Source organism: Taibaiella lutea, from assembly GCF_008629695.1.
Classification (GTDB): domain Bacteria; phylum Bacteroidota; class Bacteroidia; order Chitinophagales; family Chitinophagaceae; genus Taibaiella; species Taibaiella lutea.
On record NZ_VWSH01000001.1, the window covers coordinates 1,321,204 to 1,339,772 of the forward strand.

15 protein-coding genes are annotated in these 18,569 nt (G+C 40.1%); 8 read left to right on the forward strand and 7 right to left on the reverse strand.

The annotated features are described in order from the left end of the window. Positions 1–38 precede the first annotated feature (38 nt). Positions 39–518, forward strand: coding sequence for a 2-C-methyl-D-erythritol 2,4-cyclodiphosphate synthase (gene ispF / locus F0919_RS05720; RefSeq protein WP_150031746.1), 480 nt, complete (start codon positions 39–41; stop codon positions 516–518). Positions 519–606: 88 nt separating this feature from the next. On the opposite strand, the gene F0919_RS05725 is transcribed toward ispF, so the two are convergent. After that, a complete protein-coding gene (locus tag F0919_RS05725) occupies positions 607–1,203 on the reverse strand; it encodes a DUF502 domain-containing protein (protein ID WP_150031747.1) in 597 nt (198 codons plus the stop codon). Between the two features lie 99 nt (positions 1,204–1,302). Between F0919_RS05725 and F0919_RS05730 the strand changes: the two genes are divergently transcribed. Beyond that, on the forward strand, positions 1,303–2,313 hold the full coding sequence (locus F0919_RS05730; protein ID WP_150031748.1) for a fatty acid desaturase: 1,011 nt from the start codon (positions 1,303–1,305) through the stop codon (positions 2,311–2,313). Positions 2,314–2,836: 523 nt separating this feature from the next. On the opposite strand, the gene F0919_RS05735 is transcribed toward F0919_RS05730, so the two are convergent. After that, entirely contained in the window at positions 2,837–4,828 is a 1,992-nt protein-coding gene (locus tag F0919_RS05735; protein ID WP_150031749.1) for a TonB-dependent receptor plug domain-containing protein, read from the reverse strand. Positions 4,829–5,067: 239 nt separating this feature from the next. Between F0919_RS05735 and F0919_RS05740 the strand changes: the two genes are divergently transcribed. Beyond that, the gene (locus F0919_RS05740) at positions 5,068–5,535 is read left to right on the forward strand and encodes a MarR family winged helix-turn-helix transcriptional regulator (protein ID WP_150031750.1); all 468 of its coding nucleotides are present in this window, start codon (positions 5,068–5,070) and stop codon (positions 5,533–5,535) included. Between the two features lie 92 nt (positions 5,536–5,627). Here F0919_RS05740 and F0919_RS05745 read toward each other — a convergent pair whose 3' ends face one another. From F0919_RS05745 to F0919_RS05765, 5 genes are all read right to left on the reverse strand, one after another. Then, the gene (locus tag F0919_RS05745) at positions 5,628–7,928 is read right to left on the reverse strand and encodes a reprolysin-like metallopeptidase (RefSeq protein ID WP_150031751.1); all 2,301 of its coding nucleotides are present in this window, start codon (positions 7,926–7,928) and stop codon (positions 5,628–5,630) included. Between the two features lie 102 nt (positions 7,929–8,030). Beyond that, positions 8,031–8,414, reverse strand: coding sequence for an RNA-binding S4 domain-containing protein (locus F0919_RS05750; protein WP_150031752.1), 384 nt, complete (start codon positions 8,412–8,414; stop codon positions 8,031–8,033). 37 nt (positions 8,415–8,451) lie between these two features. Further along, on the reverse strand, positions 8,452–9,129 hold the full coding sequence (ung, locus tag F0919_RS05755) for a uracil-DNA glycosylase (protein ID WP_150031753.1): 678 nt from the start codon (positions 9,127–9,129) through the stop codon (positions 8,452–8,454). A gap of 6 nt (positions 9,130–9,135) precedes the next feature. After that, positions 9,136–10,860, reverse strand: a complete 1,725-nt coding sequence (gene recJ, locus F0919_RS05760; protein ID WP_150031754.1) for a single-stranded-DNA-specific exonuclease RecJ — start codon at positions 10,858–10,860, stop codon at positions 9,136–9,138. Positions 10,861–10,937: 77 nt separating this feature from the next. Continuing rightward, the gene (locus F0919_RS05765) at positions 10,938–11,846 is read right to left on the reverse strand and encodes a hypothetical protein (RefSeq protein WP_150031755.1); all 909 of its coding nucleotides are present in this window, start codon (positions 11,844–11,846) and stop codon (positions 10,938–10,940) included. 363 nt (positions 11,847–12,209) lie between these two features. Between F0919_RS05765 and F0919_RS05770 the strand changes: the two genes are divergently transcribed. The 5 genes from F0919_RS05770 to F0919_RS05790 all read left to right on the forward strand — a co-directional run bounded on the left by F0919_RS05770 (position 12,210) and on the right by F0919_RS05790 (position 18,278). Continuing rightward, the gene (locus tag F0919_RS05770; protein ID WP_190277280.1) at positions 12,210–14,657 is read left to right on the forward strand and encodes a PKD domain-containing protein; all 2,448 of its coding nucleotides are present in this window, start codon (positions 12,210–12,212) and stop codon (positions 14,655–14,657) included. A 144-nt stretch (positions 14,658–14,801) separates the two neighbouring features. Beyond that, a complete protein-coding gene (gene mutY, locus F0919_RS05775) occupies positions 14,802–15,863 on the forward strand; it encodes an A/G-specific adenine glycosylase (RefSeq protein WP_150031757.1) in 1,062 nt (353 codons plus the stop codon). A gap of 176 nt (positions 15,864–16,039) precedes the next feature. Further along, complete coding sequence (ssb, locus tag F0919_RS05780) at positions 16,040–16,498, forward strand: single-stranded DNA-binding protein (protein WP_150031758.1); 459 nt, start codon at positions 16,040–16,042, stop codon at positions 16,496–16,498. Between the two features lie 72 nt (positions 16,499–16,570). Next, the gene (gene gldE / locus F0919_RS05785; RefSeq protein ID WP_150031759.1) at positions 16,571–17,887 is read left to right on the forward strand and encodes a gliding motility-associated protein GldE; all 1,317 of its coding nucleotides are present in this window, start codon (positions 16,571–16,573) and stop codon (positions 17,885–17,887) included. A 79-nt stretch (positions 17,888–17,966) separates the two neighbouring features. After that, a complete protein-coding gene (locus tag F0919_RS05790) occupies positions 17,967–18,278 on the forward strand; it encodes a DUF1801 domain-containing protein (RefSeq protein ID WP_150031760.1) in 312 nt (103 codons plus the stop codon). Positions 18,279–18,569 lie beyond the last annotated feature (291 nt).

Consider the following 18,569-nt stretch of genomic DNA (forward strand, 5'->3'; position numbering starts at 1 on the left):
TATTTAATACAATCATTATAAAAAAATAAATTACGGTCATGCAAATTAGAATTGGTAACGGCATTGATTTCCATAGGCTTGAAGAAGGCATCCCTTTCTGGTTAGGAGGCGTAAAGCTCGATCATCATAAAGGAGCAGTAGGACATTCAGATGCGGATGTTTTACTTCATGCTATTTGTGATGCTATGTTAGGTGCCTGCGGACTTGGAGACATAGGAGTACATTTTCCGGATACGGACATGCAGTATAAAGGTATTGACAGTAAAGTTCTTTTACGCCGTAGTTACAACCTTGTAAGAGAAGCAGGTTACTGGATTGGCAATATTGATACGACGCTTTGCCTGCAGGAGCCAAAGATCAAACCATATATACCTAAAATGATTGAAGCAATTGCTTCAACGTTGGGCATTCCACGTGCGGATGTTTCTATCAAGGCTACTACTACCGAGAAATTAGGGTTTGTTGGAAGGGAAGAAGGCGTAATGGCCTATGCTACTGTTTTGTTAACTAAACACTAAATCTTTTTACAGATATATTCATTCATTCTTGTTTATTCCGTAAGAATCTAAAAAAGCACTCGCATAGATTTTTACGAAATAAACGCTTTTAATGATGCGCTTCATGAACGTTGTGATGCATCCCGGCAATACCGCCACTTACAGCAAACTTCATTGCTTCTGCCGCATTCATGCCCTCTACAGGTTTTACTTCATCAATTGAAACGATAATAACCCAGCCGGAAATAGCATAAGAGTGCGGCAGATAAACTGAAACTTTATCCGGTTGACCCAAATCGGTTAAATCATTCTGGGTTAAAAACCCGATACGCCATATTTCAGGATTGGCATTGGTACGCACCCAAACCGGATGGTTGAATTTCTTTTTGTCGCCCACAAAAGAATCCATTACATCTTTAACGGAAGAATAAATATGTTTGATGCCGGGCGTATGTTCCAACAGATAACTGAAACCTTCTACCAGCCAACGGCCAAAAAAGAAACGTGTTCCCGAATAACCAACTATAGTAATGAAAGCTACAATAATAAGGAAACCTATGCCCGGCGCTTGTTCTGAAAACCAGGGCAACATGCCGTCCAAGCCTCTGAAAACGAAGATAATAGCATAAGCAGTTATACCTATCGGACCTAAAATAACTATGCCCTGAAGAAAGGAACGAAACAGGAAACCGGCAATTCGGCGCATGAAATGAATATTTAAAAATACAGTTATAGGAAATTGCTAAGCCAATATTAACGCAGGATTTATTATTTTTGTCAATTATTTTTCAGCTACAATATTGAAATGGCAAAATTAACTTCTTTTATCTGGTCGGACAACCCTGAACCACACAAAGCTCGCACTAAAGAGATTATTCAAAAGCATCCTGAAATCAGAGGCCTGATCGGACGTAATCCTTACACTTTTTTAGTTATTTTATTGTGCGTTGCTGTCCAGGTTGGCCTTGCAGCGGTAATCTATTCGTATAATCTGCCTTGGTGGGCTGTTTTTGTGGTATCCTACCTCGTGGGTGCTTTCGCTTGCCACACTTTGTATGTGTGTGTACACGAATGTTCGCATAACCTTATTTTCAAAAACAGGACTTTAAATATTATAGCAAGCCTGATTGCTAATTTGCCGCAGGTTTTCCCAAGCTCTATTTCTTTCACCAAATACCATCTGAAACACCACTCTTTCCAAGGTGTAGAAGCGGTTGATGCCGATATGCCTTTCCGTTGGGAGGCCAAGCTTATCAATAATGCTCCGGTTGGTAAAACTTTATGGTTGCTATTCTACCCTGTGTTTCAGGCATTGCGCCCGTTGCGCCTGACCAAAGAAATCAAAATCTTTGATGCATGGACAGTGGTAAACTGGCTTATCCAGATCGTTTTTATGGTGGCTATTTTCAAATTCCTGGGCGTGAAAGCAGGTATTTATTTAATAGCAAGTTTCTTCTTTTCTATCGGCCTGCATCCGTTGGGCGCACGCTGGGTTCAGGAACACTTCCTTACACATGGCGATCAGGAAACTAAGAGCTATTACGGACCTTTGAATACTGTAAACCTTAACGTTGGTTATCATAACGAGCATCATGATTTCCCTTCTGTTCCATGGAATAAGTTACCAAAAATCAGAGAGTTTGCAGGGCATTATTATAATACTTTGGGCTACCATACTTCATATACTGTTTTGTTGTTTCAATTCTTGTTTAATAAAGAAATATCGGTTTATTCGAGAGTCGCGCGCGACAACAGAGGTAAAAAGAAAGTAGAAAAAACCAATGCGAAAGACGTGGTTTTAGATAGTAACGATTAATTCTAATATTGAATAAATATTTTAAAAAAGAGACCTGTTTGGTCTCTTTTTTGTTTTGGCATTTATATAACCTAAGAAAAAGCAAAGGGATACCTATAAAAAAGCAATGGGGGTACCTAAGAAAAAGCAAGGCACTACCTAAGAAAAAGCAAGGTACTACCTAAGAAAAGGTAAGGTGATACCTAAGAAAAAGTAAGGTACAACCTAAGAAAAAGCAAGGTATTACCTAAGAAAAAGCAAGGTACAACATAAAAAAAGTAAGGTACAACATAGGAAAAGGTAAGGTACAACATAAGAAAAGGTAAGGTACAACCTAAGAAAAGGTTAGGTTATACCTAAGAAAAAGCAAGGTACTACCTAAGAAGAAGTAAGATACTACCTAAGAAAAAGTAAAGTACTACCTAAGAAAAGGTTAGGTAAGCTGTATTTTGAACATATACTATCTAATTGGTTCATTAATAAAAAATCCCGACGCATCAAAGACGCACCGGGATACTGTTCACTCATCCTTAATCAAAAATCGTTATTTCCACCAGGCCCATTTCAGGCCAAGCGTCACCCAACGTCCGGGCATAGGAACTGCCGCAGCTTCAATGTATTGAACATCGGTAAGATTATTAACCTCAGCATAGATATTGAACCTTTGAATCGCATACGAAACTTTGGCATCCAGCAGGAAATAATCGATATAATTAACCCTTTGCTGATAACGGCCTGCAAGCGTTATGTTCAGGGTATGGAAAAATTCAAAATTAGCATTGGCACAAACCTGATTCCTTAAATTCTGCAATGCGTAGTTAGATAATTTTGCATCACCGTCAAGGCTCTGGCTCCCTTTTGATTTTACATCAAGATAAGAATAAGAAAACCCTGTGATGATAGCAACCTTAGCATATTTGGCATCCTCGCTTCTCCATCTGTAATCTACAGCAAAGCTAATCCCTTGCGTGTTTATTTTCTGGTAATTTACTGTGGTCCAGGGGTCGGTAATAGTATCTTTTACCCAATCAATAAAACCTTCTGTACGACGGTTAAAATAACTGATGGAAGCATTCAATTGCTTGTCGTTATACTTCAATCCCCCTTCTACATTATAAGAATATTCAGGCAGCAGATTCGGATTGCCGATATTGGCCGGACCTTTATAATAAAGGTCCGTATAAGTTGGCAAACGTTGACCCACCCCTGCATTTGCAAACACACGTAATCCGCTGTAAATACGGTACCCGGCATCAATACCCGGCATTACTCTCCAGCCAAAATCAGAATTGTAATTCGCATAAGCGCCTATGTTGACCAATAATCTTTCTATTTTATTGAAACTATATTCACCAAAAAAACCATAGTTATCCCTGTTCCTTTTTCCGAGACTGTTACTGTTTATTTTATCGTTCCTTAACTCAAGCCCTAAACCGAAATCACCAATGTCTGTATTAAAAGTATTATTCAACTCGGCATCAATCACATTTGTTTCATGACGGTTGTTATATACTGCAGGTTTCTGGCGTATATAGATATAATCATCATTATTGTAACGATAGCTCACTCTCGGCTTGATAGTCCAGTAAGGCGTTGCCTGGATAGTTGCACCGATACCTGCAAGACCGGTCTGTACCGTTTCTTTTGATTCTTTATCGCCGGGCGCAGAATAGAACGCATTGGCACCAAAACTATTATAAACAAAGCCTCCCATAAGCTGAAGGCTTACAGCTTTGCTTAGAGTTGTCTGGTTCTGGTAATAAACCTTGTCGTTATTGAAAGCGGTATTATATCTGTAACCCGAAGCCTGTTGCCTGCTGAAAGACAATAAATGCTGTGTATAATCTCCTGCAAGGCTCGCAGAAACCTCTGCACCATAGCCGCCAAAGAGCTTACCATTACTGGTATCTTTATTAAAGCTGCTTCCGGCATATACATTGGCCATTATCCCGGTTTGTGTCGGTTTCTTTGTAATAATATTGATAGCGCCGTTCAGTGCATTCACACCATAAATCCTTGCCGCCGGACCTCTCAGCACTTCAATCCTGTCAACGGCACTAAGCGGCACAGGTATATTCATCATATTATGCCCCGTTTGCGGGTCACTGATTTTAATACCGTCTATTAATACCAGGGTTTCGTCAAATGTTCCTCCGTCAATGCCTATATCCGCCTGTGTTCCCCAGGGGCCGCGCTGACGCACATCCACACCGGCAACATAGGTCAGCAATTCATTGACAGACTTTACCGGAAGCGTTCTGATAATGCTTTGGTCAAGGATAGTAATATTCCTGTTTTGCTTGGCAAAAGGAATCTGCAACCTGTTTTCCTGAATGGTAATTTCATTCAGCGGCTGGATATAATACTTTAAATCCGAAGAAGTATCTGCAGGCCCGTTAGAATACAAGCTATCATCTTCGCCCATCACAGGATTATCATATTCCGGGTCATCATCGGTCTTGATGGGTATTTGTGCATGAGCCTGCTTTATTCCGAAAACAGAACAAAATAATAATGCTGTAAAAATGTATTTCATTTCTTTTTGATTGTGGGGCGCAAAGTTAGCCGGCTTTTACCGCTAAAAAAATTCCGCCGGATGCAAATATATTAATATATATTCTGAAGTATGTTTTATTTGCTCTTTAGATAGCATTGCTAACTAAAATGAACAGAACAATTGGTTTTTCATTCAATTTGCACGACTTTTGCGCTCCGGTAGTTAGCATTGCTACCTTTTACAAATAACCGCTATTTTACAAATCATTAACCATTGACATGGCAAAAACCGTATTTGAAAAAGCGTTTCTGCAAAAAGACATTAATGCCATATTGGTGTTAAGCTTGGAGAAACTAAACCAGTCTATTGACGACCTCTTGTGGCGGCAGGCTATGGAACACGGATTAAGTCCTTTACAAATCCGGTTATTGCTCATAATACGGCACAAAGCCGAAATATTTACAGCAAGCCAGTTAGCTGCTGAACTGAATGTGGCTAAAGCGACTATAAGTGTAGCCTTAAAACCATTGATAGAAAAGAAACTCATCTTAAAAAGAAAATCGGCAACAGACAACAGGGCTTCTGCACTGAAATTAACGGAATGGGGCGAACAGATTGCACATATTGCAGGTTTCTATTTCGAGCCTTTATATCAGTTAATAGTTCCCATTGACAAGTCAGAAAAAGAATTGATGCTAAAGAATATATCAGGAATTTTGGGGAAACTGAACGCTTTGAAAAAATAATAGAAAGCTTTCTTTCATGAAAAAAAGGATCCGGTATAAAAAAGGGATGTTACAACCGTAACATCCCTTTTTTTATTGCTATAATCTTCAATTTACTTCAGAACAACTTTTTCTGCACTACGCTCACCTGTATTTTCATTTACTACCTGAATCAGGTAATTACCTCTTGCAAAAGATCCAACCTGAATATTGGTTTGATCCTTAACTTGTCCGGACCATACCTGTTGACCGATTATATTGTACATTACAAGCTTAAGAGTTGTACTGGCAGTTTTATTTGTAACGGTTATCTGATTGTTTGCAGGATTCGGATAAATGGAAACATTGCTCACAGCGCTGACTTTCGGAATGCCTGTAACGGTTCCGTTAATCAATATTTTGCCTTTGGCAATATCAAAATAAGCATTACCCACGCCTTTCACTTTTACTCTGCCTTCAGTTGAGTAACCAACATCAGCAGGCACTGTAAATGTGTATGACCCTGCAGTTCCATTTGCATTTGAAACCAATAGCTTAGGGAAAGTAACACCATTATCATAAGACAGATAGATATTTACCCAGTTACATTTTACAGAATCAGGCACAGTAGGCTGATCTTTCGGAACTACCCATTTTACTGTTTTTGTTTCGCCCGGATTCCAGGTTTCATCTGCACTTGGTTCAGTTGCACGGAAATCATGTACATTCGGGTCTGTTTTAAGATAAACAGTATTATCCATAAAGCGGAAGGTACCCCAACCTTGATAGATACTTCTTACAGACAATTTAAAATTAATATCACGGGAAACTTTCGAAATTCTTTGTCCTGCTCCTGTTGCACCGTCACCATAAGTACTGGCATTAATATTAGTATATTCAGGATAAGAACGAATCCTGCTGGTAGTAGGATAATAAGATTTAAATAATGGCCCTTTTGCTGCGCTGGCTGCATTGGCTTCAACCGGATCCGGTGTAGCAACAGCATCCAAAACATCCCATTGCTCCCAGTTAAACAATACAGATGTTTGAGTGGGGTTGGTAGGCGCCGTAACTATCGGTGCTGTTAATTCAAACGGCGTATTTCTTGGTATGTAAAAAGTATCTTTGATATCAGGAACAGTAATCGGGTTTGTGCCTGTAGCAGTTGTACCGCAACTTGAGCCCTGGCCGGCAAGGAAATTGCCGATTTCAAGTAATGAACTTACATGGAAATAATCATCTGAAGGTCCTCCGACATTATTAGGGTCGCATAAGCCTGAATAAGACATGGTGCTGATACCACCGCCCGGTTCATAAGCCGTAGCATCTCCGCGATTACCGTTACATCCACCTGTATTTGCACTGAATGTATGATTGGATCCAAATTGATGTCCCATTTCATGCAATGGCACGTGTATATCATTAGAACCACCGGAAGAGCTGGTACCTCTTGCTTTTCCGCCGCCACATACAGCACTCAACTGTGCAAGACCGCCACCGGCTGTGCAAAGAATGTGCCCGATGTCATAATTGGCATCGCCAATGACATTTCCGATTGTAGTGTTAACTTCTCCAATCAGACAGTTAAGATTGTTATTGCAGGCATAAGGATCTGTTGTAGGATCAAGGAAAATGACAGCATCGTTGTTTCCTATAAGATTCATAGAAACAGAAAATTCTCTTTCATAATATCCATTGATACGATCTACAGTGACACTCATTATGGTCAGAATCTGAGATACGGTAGGATTGGCGCCTCCTACAGCTATAGCATATTCACCGGTACAGCTTAATGCCAAACGATAAGTATGACGCACGGAACCATTTACTTTATTCCCGGTCACGCCATCATCACCTGTATTTATTTCCGTCGGAATTCCATTATCAGCAGGTTTTATCTGATCTGCTTCCGTAACCATGCATGGCACTGACTGGATGGTTGAATAAAAATCTTTTTTATAATAAGCAACGTAATAACCGTCAACATCTTTGTTATAAGCGTCAATAAAGAAGGTATTTGCGCCGTTATAAACCAATGCGCTGAAACCAAACATGGTATATTCTACTTTGGCGGTAACAGAAGGATCATCATCAGAAACTGCAGTAAAAGTCTGAATATCCGGGTATTTATCCGCCAATGCTTTTTCCATCATCGGAGTTTTCCAGATATGAAAATTCATAAACTTATGATCAGGAGTGGGAATGATTATCGCTTGCGCCTGATTTGGATCCGTACCTACATTGGAAAGGAAGCTTTTCATTGCATTCTGATCCAATGAAAAAACAGTGTAATCTCTTGTGGTTACTGCCAGTGCATGACGTGACGGAGGTGTTTTTCCGTCAAAATTTTGCCAATAGTTGGTTGCCGCAAAGCTTTGGCTACAAGCAAGCACCATTAAGCCCGCCGTAACTTTTATGAATAAATTTCTAATCATTTTGAATGTTACTTTTTTATGCTGTAATAACCTTAAGTATGAGAATATAACAATAGCAAGATAGCAAATTATTAATAAAAAGTTGGGTACGAGGCATATTTTTTAATTATCCATAAAGTCATCCAGATCCCTGCGCTGCAATTTTGTAGGCCTCCCTACTTTGCTTAATCGCTTTCCTGTATAGAAACTTGATGCCTGACTTTTATTAAAATCCAAATCTTCTTCGGGAGTCAAATCTTCATAAAAATTAATAGCCTCAGAATATGCTTTCCGGTTATGCAATAAGCCCGTTACTTTTATAGTCCATTTTCTGTCAGGAGTCCTTATGTCATATTGTTCACCTATATGTACTTGTTTTGAAGCTTTTACTGAATTTTCATTCCATTTAACTCTTCCGCTATCACATGCATCTGCAGCCTGGGCCCTCGTCTTAAATATCCTGATAGCCCATAAATATTTGTCTATTCTTAATTTTTCGTTTTCCATTGTTTAAGATTTTAGATTTGGAATTGGGAATTTCAAATCATGCATCCAGTTTCCAGTTAATTTCAGCCTTGCCTTGTTGTTTCAATAGCTTGTTAGTCTTACTGTATGGCATAGAGCCGAAAAAACCCTGCGCCGCAGAAAACGGAGAAGGATGTGCAGACTTTAGAATGAAATGTTTGCTTGTATCTATCAAAATCTCCTTTTGCTGTGCAAATCTGCCCCAAAGCAAGAATACTACACCTTCCAGCTTATCAGAAACAGTTTTAATAACCGCATTGGTAAATTGCTCCCAACCTATCTTGGCATGCGACATGGGTTTTGATGCTTCAACAGTTAAAGACGCGTTCAGCATTAAAACGCCTTGCTTCGCCCATTGCTCCAGATATCCATGACCCGGCGGGGCTATGTTCAGGTCTGCCTTCAGTTCTTTGTACATATTCACCAAAGAAGGCGGGACAGTAACCCCTTTCTTTACCGAAAAACTAAGCCCGTGCGCCTGGCCCTCACCATGATATGGGTCTTGTCCTATGATGACCACTTTCACTTTTGAGAAAGGAGTCAGTGTAAAAGCGCTGAAGATATCAGGGCCCGCAGGATAAATGATTTTACCTGCTTTTTTTTCGTCTTTTAAAAACTCAACTATCTTTTCGAAATAAGGTTTATCAAACTCATCTTTGAGCGCTTCGCCCCATTCCGGTTCAATCTTTACATTCATAGTCTCTTAATAATTATTTTCTGCCGAAGGCCTGACATCAATGACTTTCATTTGAATACTTTTATTGCCGTTCCAGTCGTTTTCATCCAAAGTATATAAAATATCAAATGGCTGACCTGAAGCAATAATATCATATTTATCTGCCATTCCGAAACCGATTCCGGAAATCGTCGCGCCTTTATCCTGCTCTATTACAAAGCGGATATGCATTTCTTTTACTACTCTGGTATATCCCTTATAATTGCTTACGTTTCTGCTTATGAATACAGGCCTTAAATTGGTCGGTCCAAACGGTTCAAACTGACGAATAATATTATAAAAACCGTCATTAATGTCCTTCAATCGTAATTCGGCATCAATTTCAATAACAGGTTTCAATGATGTTGACTCTATCGTGTCGCATACCACCCGCTCAAATTTTTCCTGAAAAGCGATAAGGTTTTCAGGGCACAAAGTCATACCCGCGGCAAAAAAATGGCCGCCGTAATTTTCCAGCAAATCACCACACTGATGAATTGCTTCATAAATATTAAAGCCGTTTACAGATCTTGCCGAACCCGTTACCTTACCATTAGACTCTGTCAGAACAATCGTAGGGCGATAGTAATGATCTATCAACCTCGAAGCTACTATGCCGACAACACCTTTATGCCAATGAGGTCTGAAAAGCACTGTGGACATGTGGCTTGACATTGCAGTATCATTTTGCAAAATGTCCAGCGCTTCGTCCGTCATATTTTTATCTACTTCCTTTCTGTCAAAATTATCGGAACAAAGTATTTCGGCAAGTTCCCTTGATTTTACCGGTTCTTCTTCAATAAATAATTCAATGGCCTTACGCGCATCATCCATCCGGCCTGCCGCATTGATACGTGGCGCAATGATGAACACAAGATCGGATATAGTAAAATTGCGGGTAACGCCTGCTATTTCTTTTATGGTTTTTAGCGCCAGAGATGGATTTTCATTTGCACGTATAATACCAAAAGCCGCTAATATCCGGTTCTCGCCATCCATCGGAACAATATCTGCGGCAATACTTGTAGCAACCAAATCAAGATATCTTTCGGTAGTTTCAGCAGGCAAATCTCTATGCTGTGCAATCGCTGAAATAAGTTTATAACCAATACCGCAACCGCTTAATTCTTTAAATGGGTACGCACAGTCTGTCTGTTTAGGATTTAATATAGCAAGAGCTTTCGGGATTTGCGTTTCATCCGGAGTATGGTGGTCGCAGATAATAACATCTATTCCCAGACTGGCGGCATAATCAATCTTATCTGCCGATTTAATGCCGCAATCCAAAGTTATCATCAGACTTACACCCTGTTCAATGGCAAAGTCTATTCCTGCTGTGGAAATGCCATAACCTTCGCGATAACGGTGTGGTACGTAAAACAATATATTGGCACCGGGATTTGTTTTCTTCAAAAAGGAAAATACCACCGCAACAGCCGTAGTACCATCTACATCATAATCGCCATAAACCATAATAGTTTCATTGCGCTGAATAGCTTTTCCTATACGCTCAACAGCAATTGCCATTCCTTTCATCAAAAAAGGATCATGTAATTGGCATAAAGCAGGACGAAAAAATGATTTTGCGCTTTCGTAATCTGCAACTCCTCTGAATGACAATAATTTGCAGATAACAGGATGAATCTTCAATGCCTCCGCAATTACGTCCGTTATCTGTTCATCTGCCTGCTTTATCTTCCAGATTTTAGTCATGTGATTTGTCTTTATGGCGCTTCTTTTGCCGGTCGGGCTCTTTTAAATTAGGTTTAAACGTTGTTTTAAGCCTCTTACTACTTCATTACACCATCAATCGGCGCTTGTCCATCCTGAAGGCGCAATACAGGAATGGCATCCTTAACGTACTGATACATACCATTTTCCCATTTCAGGCCATCCATCTGTCCTGTGGGAATATAAGTGCCTTTTCTGTTGGGTTCTGTCACTTCGGAAGCGATGCGGTTGTAAACAATCATTTTTTTGTCGGCATCATAATTCAAATATACCTGCGCTGTCTTTTTATATTCAAGAATAATCCTTTGAGGCTTTTCCATCCTGCCGGTCACCTGATTAGGCAATGAAAAAATAGGCGCACCGAAGCTTACGCCATCCTCATTGACATTCAATACATCAATCATTTTTTTATTGCTGCCTAACCCATTGGAATTGAATCCGAACAGTAAATACACTTTTTGTCCGTTTACATTCTGATCCATTATCCTGTAAATTTCATTGCCATACCAATGCTTATTATCCAATGTTTTTGTAGCTATATCATTGCCAAGTTCAGAAGCTGCATCCAGTAAAGGATAATATTTAGGTTGTTCCGAGTCCATCTGAACAACGCCATAATACCTTCTGATTTCTGTTGTGGGAGCTATCAGCCAATTAAATATGCGAAAGGTTTTGTCTTCGGAATAAAGGATGTGGATTTTTGCTGCAAGTCTCGTAAAAGGGTAATTGAAGGAATTAGGTATTTCCAAAGCATTACGCAGGAATTTGGTAAACCTGACACAATAATCAATTTTATAATCCGGAATGGCATTCATCATAGAATCCGCCATCACCAGCAGGGAATCTTCTATACCCGACAATTGAGCGGTTGCATCTGCATCTAATTGCGGTTTACCGGCATAAGAAGGGGTTACAAAGATTCCAACTAAAAAAAAGAATATAATAAGGACAAATTTACATTTCGCCATAGCCGTAATATATTTTGAACAATTTTAAGCGAGGTAAAGTTAAGGCAAATATCTCAGCGAAAGAAGGGCATAATTACCTTAGACAATTTCATTGTTTTGGCTCTTCTGATAGTTTAGTTTTCCTACATATTCAGGCAGGATAGTATTCTGCTTAAAACAATAAAACTTTTTAGAATAGCTACGCCAACTTAAAAATAAATTTCAATGTCTTTTTAACATAAGTTATCAAAAGTTTATTTTTTTATAATTATCTTACTCCTGAAAACATATCATCAAACCAAATTTCAAATGGGTTCTACTTTTAATTTACGTCTATCTTGTTTGCTTTTTTTACTATTGATTAGTAATATATCGCGGGGCCAAATGCCTTCTTGTGGCACCAACTCCTTAATATATTATATAACAGGCAGCACAATTTATAATTGGAACCCTGCTTTGCCTTTCTCGGCTACCAATCCGGTGCCTAACAGCATTGCGCCTCCTGCCGGTGCCAACTCACTCAGTTTTTGCGAAAATATTAATGATCCCACTGCCCCATCTCCAACGTTCTATACTGTTGTAAATGGAAATTATACCTATTATAATGGCACTACCTGGGTAAATACAGGCCATGTTTCCGGTTCAATCAATATTGGTGGCGGAGGTGGTTACATTTATGGTATGGTTGGCGGCACAAGCCCCGGGGGATTAGGCATTAATCATTATGACGGCACCGGGAATGCTACATTTTTGGTAGACGTTCCTAATTATAATGGCGGAGGACCTGCCGATTTACAGGCGGAGAGTCCTGACGGCAGCTTTTACGTAGTAAAAATAGCAAGTCCGGCATGGTTGAGAAAATACAGCAGCACCGGAACTTTAATTCAGGAATGGACTATCATCGGAGGACCCGGTACGGGAGCCGGAGGTGGCTTTGCTGTTGTTAACAATACACTCTATTCACTTTGTTTAGGTGCCGGGCTGTGGAGCGGTCCAATCGGAGCCACAACAATTAACCTGACCGAAATCACAGGTGTGCCGGCTACACTCACAGCTGCACTGGATTTTGCCGCCTGTTCCGGATCCCTCGCTCCTTTGGACGCCAATGATACATTATACTTCTGTAACAATACAGGAACCGTTACCGCAAGCGGAACCGCTTCTTATTCCTATAATGTATTAAACGGGAACGCAACCCTTACAGGTAGCGGCCCTAATTATAATGTTACATTATCCACGGCTTCTACTGTCCTGTTGCACTCTACTGCTGTTGCAAACGGCAATACTCATAACCTTACAGATACTTTTCTCATCATACCGCCACCTGTCATAGATGCGGGCCCTGATGATACTTTGATGGGATGCGCTGCATATACAGGCCAGTTAATTGGTACAATAACAAATACTGCGCCGTGGGTAACCTACAATTCTATGTGGACACCTGCCGCTACCATTACAACCGGAGCCAACACACTTACGCCTACGATACAACCAACCGCAACAGGATATTATGTGCTGACAGTCAGCACCGGTAGCGGAAATGGCAATTGCAGTTTAAGGGATTCTGTAAAAATTACAACTATCGACAGAACGGTAACTACTGATTTCAGCTACAATATTACCAATGGCTGTGTGGCTGATACGGTAGTATTTACAAACAACTCCCAGCATGCAACACACTATACCTGGAACTTCGGAGATGGTTCTCTTCCTGACACCACAACAAACCCTACACATATTTATACGACACAGAATGTTTATAATGTCAATCTCGTTGCGGGCAACGGCACCTGCAATGCCAACGTAACAAAATCTGTTGATGTGCAACACCCTCTTGCCGCCATGTTTAATACAGACAAAGATTCCCTTTGTGAAGGCGGTACCATTGTTTTTACAGATGCATCCACCGTAACCAAACAACCGGCCCAATATCACTGGGATTTTGGCGATGGGGGGTCTTCGGACATGATGAGCCCTACATATACCTATAACTCGGCAGGTTCTTTTCAGGTAAGACTGATTTTAAACGACGCTATTCCTTGTTATGACACTGCTTATCATACCATTACGGTTGATTCTATCCCGTCGCTGAGTCTGCAACTCGATAAACGCAGTATTTGCGCAGGTGAGCTGGTTAACTATAACGCAGTTTACAGTCAACAGGGCATTAAAGGATTAGTATGGGATTTTGGTGATGGTACGGTATTCAGCAATACCAATAATGTAAAACACGCTTTTGACCGTGAGGGCACATTTTGGGTAAATCTTTCTGCCGATTACCGCATCTGTCCCGATTTAAATCTTTCGGATTCTGTAGTTGTTCACCCTTACCCTAAAGTTGACCTTGGTCCGGACACTACTCTTTGCCTGCATGGAAATCCAATACTGCTTGCCAATCAGGTTCCTAATTCCGGCAATGTAAGGTACCAATGGAATAATGGAGATACCACCGCAACCAGCATGATACAACATGATGGTATCTATCAATTGACCGTCAGCAACAGTTTTGATTGTAGTACCACCGATGAAATTGAAATTAAAAAAGATTGCTATACCGATATTCCTAATTCTTTCACACCAAATGGAGATGGCGTCAACGATTATTTCTTCCCCCGCCAATTATTATCACAAGGTGTTGTCGGCTTCAGCATGCAGGTGTTTAATCGCTGGGGACAAGTAATATTTGAAACAGCCAATGCAAATGGCAGGGGATGGGATGGCAAGTTCAATGAAAAAGAACAGCCACAGGGAGTTTATATTTATCAGATACAAGTAGCACTAAAAAACGGCAGATCTGAAAACTATAAAGGTAATGTTACACTAATCAGGTAATTTTTCAGCAAAACAAATCATAAATTAAAAAAACATAGAGAGGCTGTCCTGTTTTGGGCAGCCTCTGTTATTGTTATGCGATTAGATAATTGGTAAATCTTCAAATTCAATACCTTTGCCCGAACCATTTCTTTAATCATTCCCATGTCCGTTGCTCCAGGTATAAAAAAGTTTTTCACCACAGAACTATTAAAATGGAATATTGAGGAAAACAACCGGCAATTACCCTGGAAAAACGAAAAAGACCCTTATAAAATCTGGCTTTCCGAAATCATATTACAACAAACAAGAGCCGAACAGGGAAGGCCTTACTACGAACAATTCATTTTACATTATCCTGAAGTGCAGCATCTGGCAAATGCGCTGGAGGATGAGGTATTCAGGCTTTGGCAAGGCCTCGGTTATTACAACCGTTGCAGAAACCTGATTGCAGCAGCCAAAACTATTACACAACAATATAATGGCGTTTTCCCTGAAAACTATGATGAGATATTGGCGCTGAAGGGCGTTGGACCATATACTGCAGCTGCAATAACATCATTTGCATTCAATCTTCCCTATGCCGTTCTGGATGGAAATGTTTACAGAGTCTTATCACGTTATTTTGGCATTGACATACCCATCGACAGTACAGAAGGTAAAAAGTATTTTCAGGATATGGCATCTGAACTTCTGGATAAAAAACAACCGGCGGCTTTTAATCAGGCGATCATGGATTTTGGCGCTTCTGTATGCACACCGCAATTACCCGATTGCGAACACTGTCCTTTGCAGAGCAAATGCATTGCCTTCAGGCAAAATATGATTTCCTTATTGCCGGTAAAAACGAAGAAACTTATTATTAAAGAACGGAATTTTGACTACCTCGTCCTTACAACCGAACACGAAGTTTACATTCAGCAACGCAGCCAAAAAGATATTTGGCAGGGACTTTATGAGTTTTACCTGATTGAAAATGAAAAAAATTATCAGGAGACTTCCATCTGGCAACAACTGAAACCTTATATTCAGCAAAACATTGACATTGAGTTTGAGAACAGGCAAAAGCTTACACATCAACTCATTAGAAGTAAATTCCATCTTATCCTGCTCAAAGCCAGGCCATCATTTCTGACGCAGGGTATTTGGGTTGAAAAAGATTCCTTAAAAAATTATCCGTTTCCAAAGACAATTCTTTCTTTTTTAAGCAGAAAAAAGTATTTTTAGATTCCCGATAAGGCGATATTACAGGAGTTAACTATTTATTCATGCCGATATGACTAAGCAAATTTAACCGCTATAAAGCCATTGAGTTTGCCGGAATAACAATAAAAAAGTTAAACGGATAGTATTGACCGATAAGGGTAAAAGAAGATTTTGTAAACAGATAAATAGATTCAACAATGAGAGGTGTTAACAAAGTAACATTGGTGGGCAATCTTGGTCGCGATCCGGACGTTCAGTATATTGAAGGTGAAATTCCGGTAGCAAAATTTCCGCTTGCTACTACTGAAATGAGAAAAGAAAGGAATGGCAATGTGGTTTCTGAAACGGAATGGCATACAGTTGTTTTATGGCGCGGGTTAGCTGAACTGGCAAGCAAGTATTTACACAAAGGCAGCCTCGTTTATATAGAGGGGAGATTGCGTACACGCAGCTGGGAAGACAAAGATAAGAACCGCCGTTTTCAGACAGAAATCGTAGGTGAGAATCTGGTAATGCTGGAAAAACGCCGTGACCATGACAACCACAGCGCAGAAGTACATACCGAAGCTGTAAAAACCATTACGACAGACGACCTTGATTTCGGGTTCACGAAAGACGAAGACGACATGGGTACTAATACATCTTTACCGTTCTAAGTTTTTATCATCCTTAACAACAAGCACCTTATATTTGCCGCAACTTTACTACAACGGGATTTAACTCACATTATGAATGACTTTTTACCGGCTGTTTATTTACAGGCCGCTCCGGTTATATTGCCCGCAACGCATGTTACCGGATTCATCATACTGATATTAATCTTATTGTTTCTGGCAGCCATAGCGGCCGGAGCTGAAGTGGCATTTTTTACATTGAAGGTAAAAGATATCAATTATCTTAAAACAAAGGAACAACCCGGTTCCCGTCAGGCTATTCAACTACTGGATGATCCGGAACTATTATTCTCTACCTTGCGTGCATCAAAATATACATTGGCCGTAGCCATAATTCTGGCATGCAATTATATGACCAAGATATTTTTACCGCCTCAGAAGAACCTTCTCTTATCGCTTGCAGTAAATCTTGTCGGCATCACATTTCTACTATTACTCTTTGCAGAAATCCTGCCTAAAGTATATGCACGTCAAAACAATGTACGCCTCGCACTTTTTTCGGCGCCTATTGTAAAAGTAATGTTCAGCATTTTCAGGCCAGCTGCCAAAATGCTTACTGACTCCAATGAATACAGTAACCGTAAGAAAGCCCAGAAGAAACTATTGGAAATGGACAGCCGTGAGTTTGAAGAAACCATCGAACTAAGCATGGGCCACACCGCTACCAAAGAAGAAGTCGAAATCTTTAAAGGCATTATGAAGTTCGGTAGGATTACCGTGAAGCAAATCATGCATCCGAGGCTGGACATCAGCGCTATCAGGGAAAGCTGGCTTTTTCCGAAAGTAAGGGAAAAGATATTAGCTGCCGGCTATTCGCGCATGCCCGTTTATAAAAACAACATTGATGAAATTGCGGGTATGGTTTACACCAAAGACTTTTTGCCTTATACCGAAATAGAAGACTTCGACTGGCATTCATTAATCCGTCCTGCCTATTTTGTACATCAGTATAAATTGATTGAAGACCTGCTGCATGAATTTCAGGAAAGCCATAATCATTTTGCCATTGTGGTAGATGAATTTGGCGGCACCTCCGGCATCGTCACGCTGGAAGATATCATGGAAGAAATTATAGGCGATATCAAAGATGAATTTGACGAAGAGGAAATGAATTACCGTAAAATTGATGAAGAGAATTACATTTTCGAAGGTAAAATGCTTATCAATGATATGTGCCGCGTGATGGGTGTTTCATTTGAAACATTTGAAGATGTGCGGGGAGAAAGCGATTCACTGGCCGGGCTTGTGCTGGAAATTTCCGGAAAATTCCCGACCGTCAATGAGAAAATCAGTTATGGCAAATATGATTTCACCATTCTTTCCATTGAAAAGTTAAGGATTGGCAGGGTAAAAGTGGAAAAAGCGAATTAATATATCAAGACGAAGAATTACCATACAATATTACGGCTGCAGATGTGGCCGTTTTTTTTATTTCAATCAATGCACTGCTATGAACCAAAACGCAGCAACATTTCTGGCTAATTACGAAGACGTTGTTTATGAAAACGCCATGCATCTGCGCGCGCTTTTGCTCGATAAGTTACCAGGCATAACAGAGCAGGTTGATATCCCTGCAAAAATGATAGCTTATTGTTACGGTCAGAAATACACTGAATTAATCTGCACCATCATTCCCTCAAAGAAAGGTTTAAAGCTCGGCTTCAACAGGGGCACTGAATTGCCTGATCCAAATAATTTACTGGAAGGCAACGGAAAGATTTCGCGCTATGTAGTTATCCTTGATAAGGGGATGATAGACTAAAAACCATTGGAAGAAATGCTTACGAAAGCTTTAGAAGCTTATAAGGAAAGAATAGATACTAAATAGTTTTAACCCCCTATTTGTCGCGCCGTGTCTCATTGCATCGCATTTTACCTCACTGTCGTGAGCAATCACAAAAGGTCATGCTTTAGATTTGACAACTTTTCGAAAGTTGTCAAATCTTTTAAAAAAATCATGTCTATATTGAGACGAGAACTGATATCGGCAATGTCCTGGACGATAAGTCGCTTCAATTCTGCTAAATGTCCATCCCAATAATGGGAAATCAAA

Coding starts and splice junctions, on each gene's coding strand:
- F0919_RS05730 (WP_150031748.1), top strand. CDS start 1,303: ATGGCAAAATTAACTTCTTTTATCTGGTCGGACAACCCTGAACCACAC.
- mutY (WP_150031757.1), top strand. CDS start 14,802: ATGTCCGTTGCTCCAGGTATAAAAAAGTTTTTCACCACAGAACTATTA.
- ispF (WP_150031746.1), top strand. CDS start 39: ATGCAAATTAGAATTGGTAACGGCATTGATTTCCATAGGCTTGAAGAA.
- F0919_RS05765 (WP_150031755.1), bottom strand. CDS start 11,846: ATGGCGAAATGTAAATTTGTCCTTATTATATTCTTTTTTTTAGTTGGA.
- ssb (WP_150031758.1), top strand. CDS start 16,040: ATGAGAGGTGTTAACAAAGTAACATTGGTGGGCAATCTTGGTCGCGAT.
- F0919_RS05790 (WP_150031760.1), top strand. CDS start 17,967: ATGAACCAAAACGCAGCAACATTTCTGGCTAATTACGAAGACGTTGTT.
- recJ (WP_150031754.1), bottom strand. CDS start 10,860: ATGACTAAAATCTGGAAGATAAAGCAGGCAGATGAACAGATAACGGAC.
- F0919_RS05770 (WP_190277280.1), top strand. CDS start 12,210: ATGCCTTCTTGTGGCACCAACTCCTTAATATATTATATAACAGGCAGC.
- F0919_RS05735 (WP_150031749.1), bottom strand. CDS start 4,828: ATGAAATACATTTTTACAGCATTATTATTTTGTTCTGTTTTCGGAATA.
- F0919_RS05750 (WP_150031752.1), bottom strand. CDS start 8,414: ATGGAAAACGAAAAATTAAGAATAGACAAATATTTATGGGCTATCAGG.
- F0919_RS05745 (WP_150031751.1), bottom strand. CDS start 7,928: ATGATTAGAAATTTATTCATAAAAGTTACGGCGGGCTTAATGGTGCTT.
- F0919_RS05725 (WP_150031747.1), bottom strand. CDS start 1,203: ATGCGCCGAATTGCCGGTTTCCTGTTTCGTTCCTTTCTTCAGGGCATA.
- F0919_RS05740 (WP_150031750.1), top strand. CDS start 5,068: ATGGCAAAAACCGTATTTGAAAAAGCGTTTCTGCAAAAAGACATTAAT.
- ung (WP_150031753.1), bottom strand. CDS start 9,129: ATGAATGTAAAGATTGAACCGGAATGGGGCGAAGCGCTCAAAGATGAG.
- gldE (WP_150031759.1), top strand. CDS start 16,571: ATGAATGACTTTTTACCGGCTGTTTATTTACAGGCCGCTCCGGTTATA.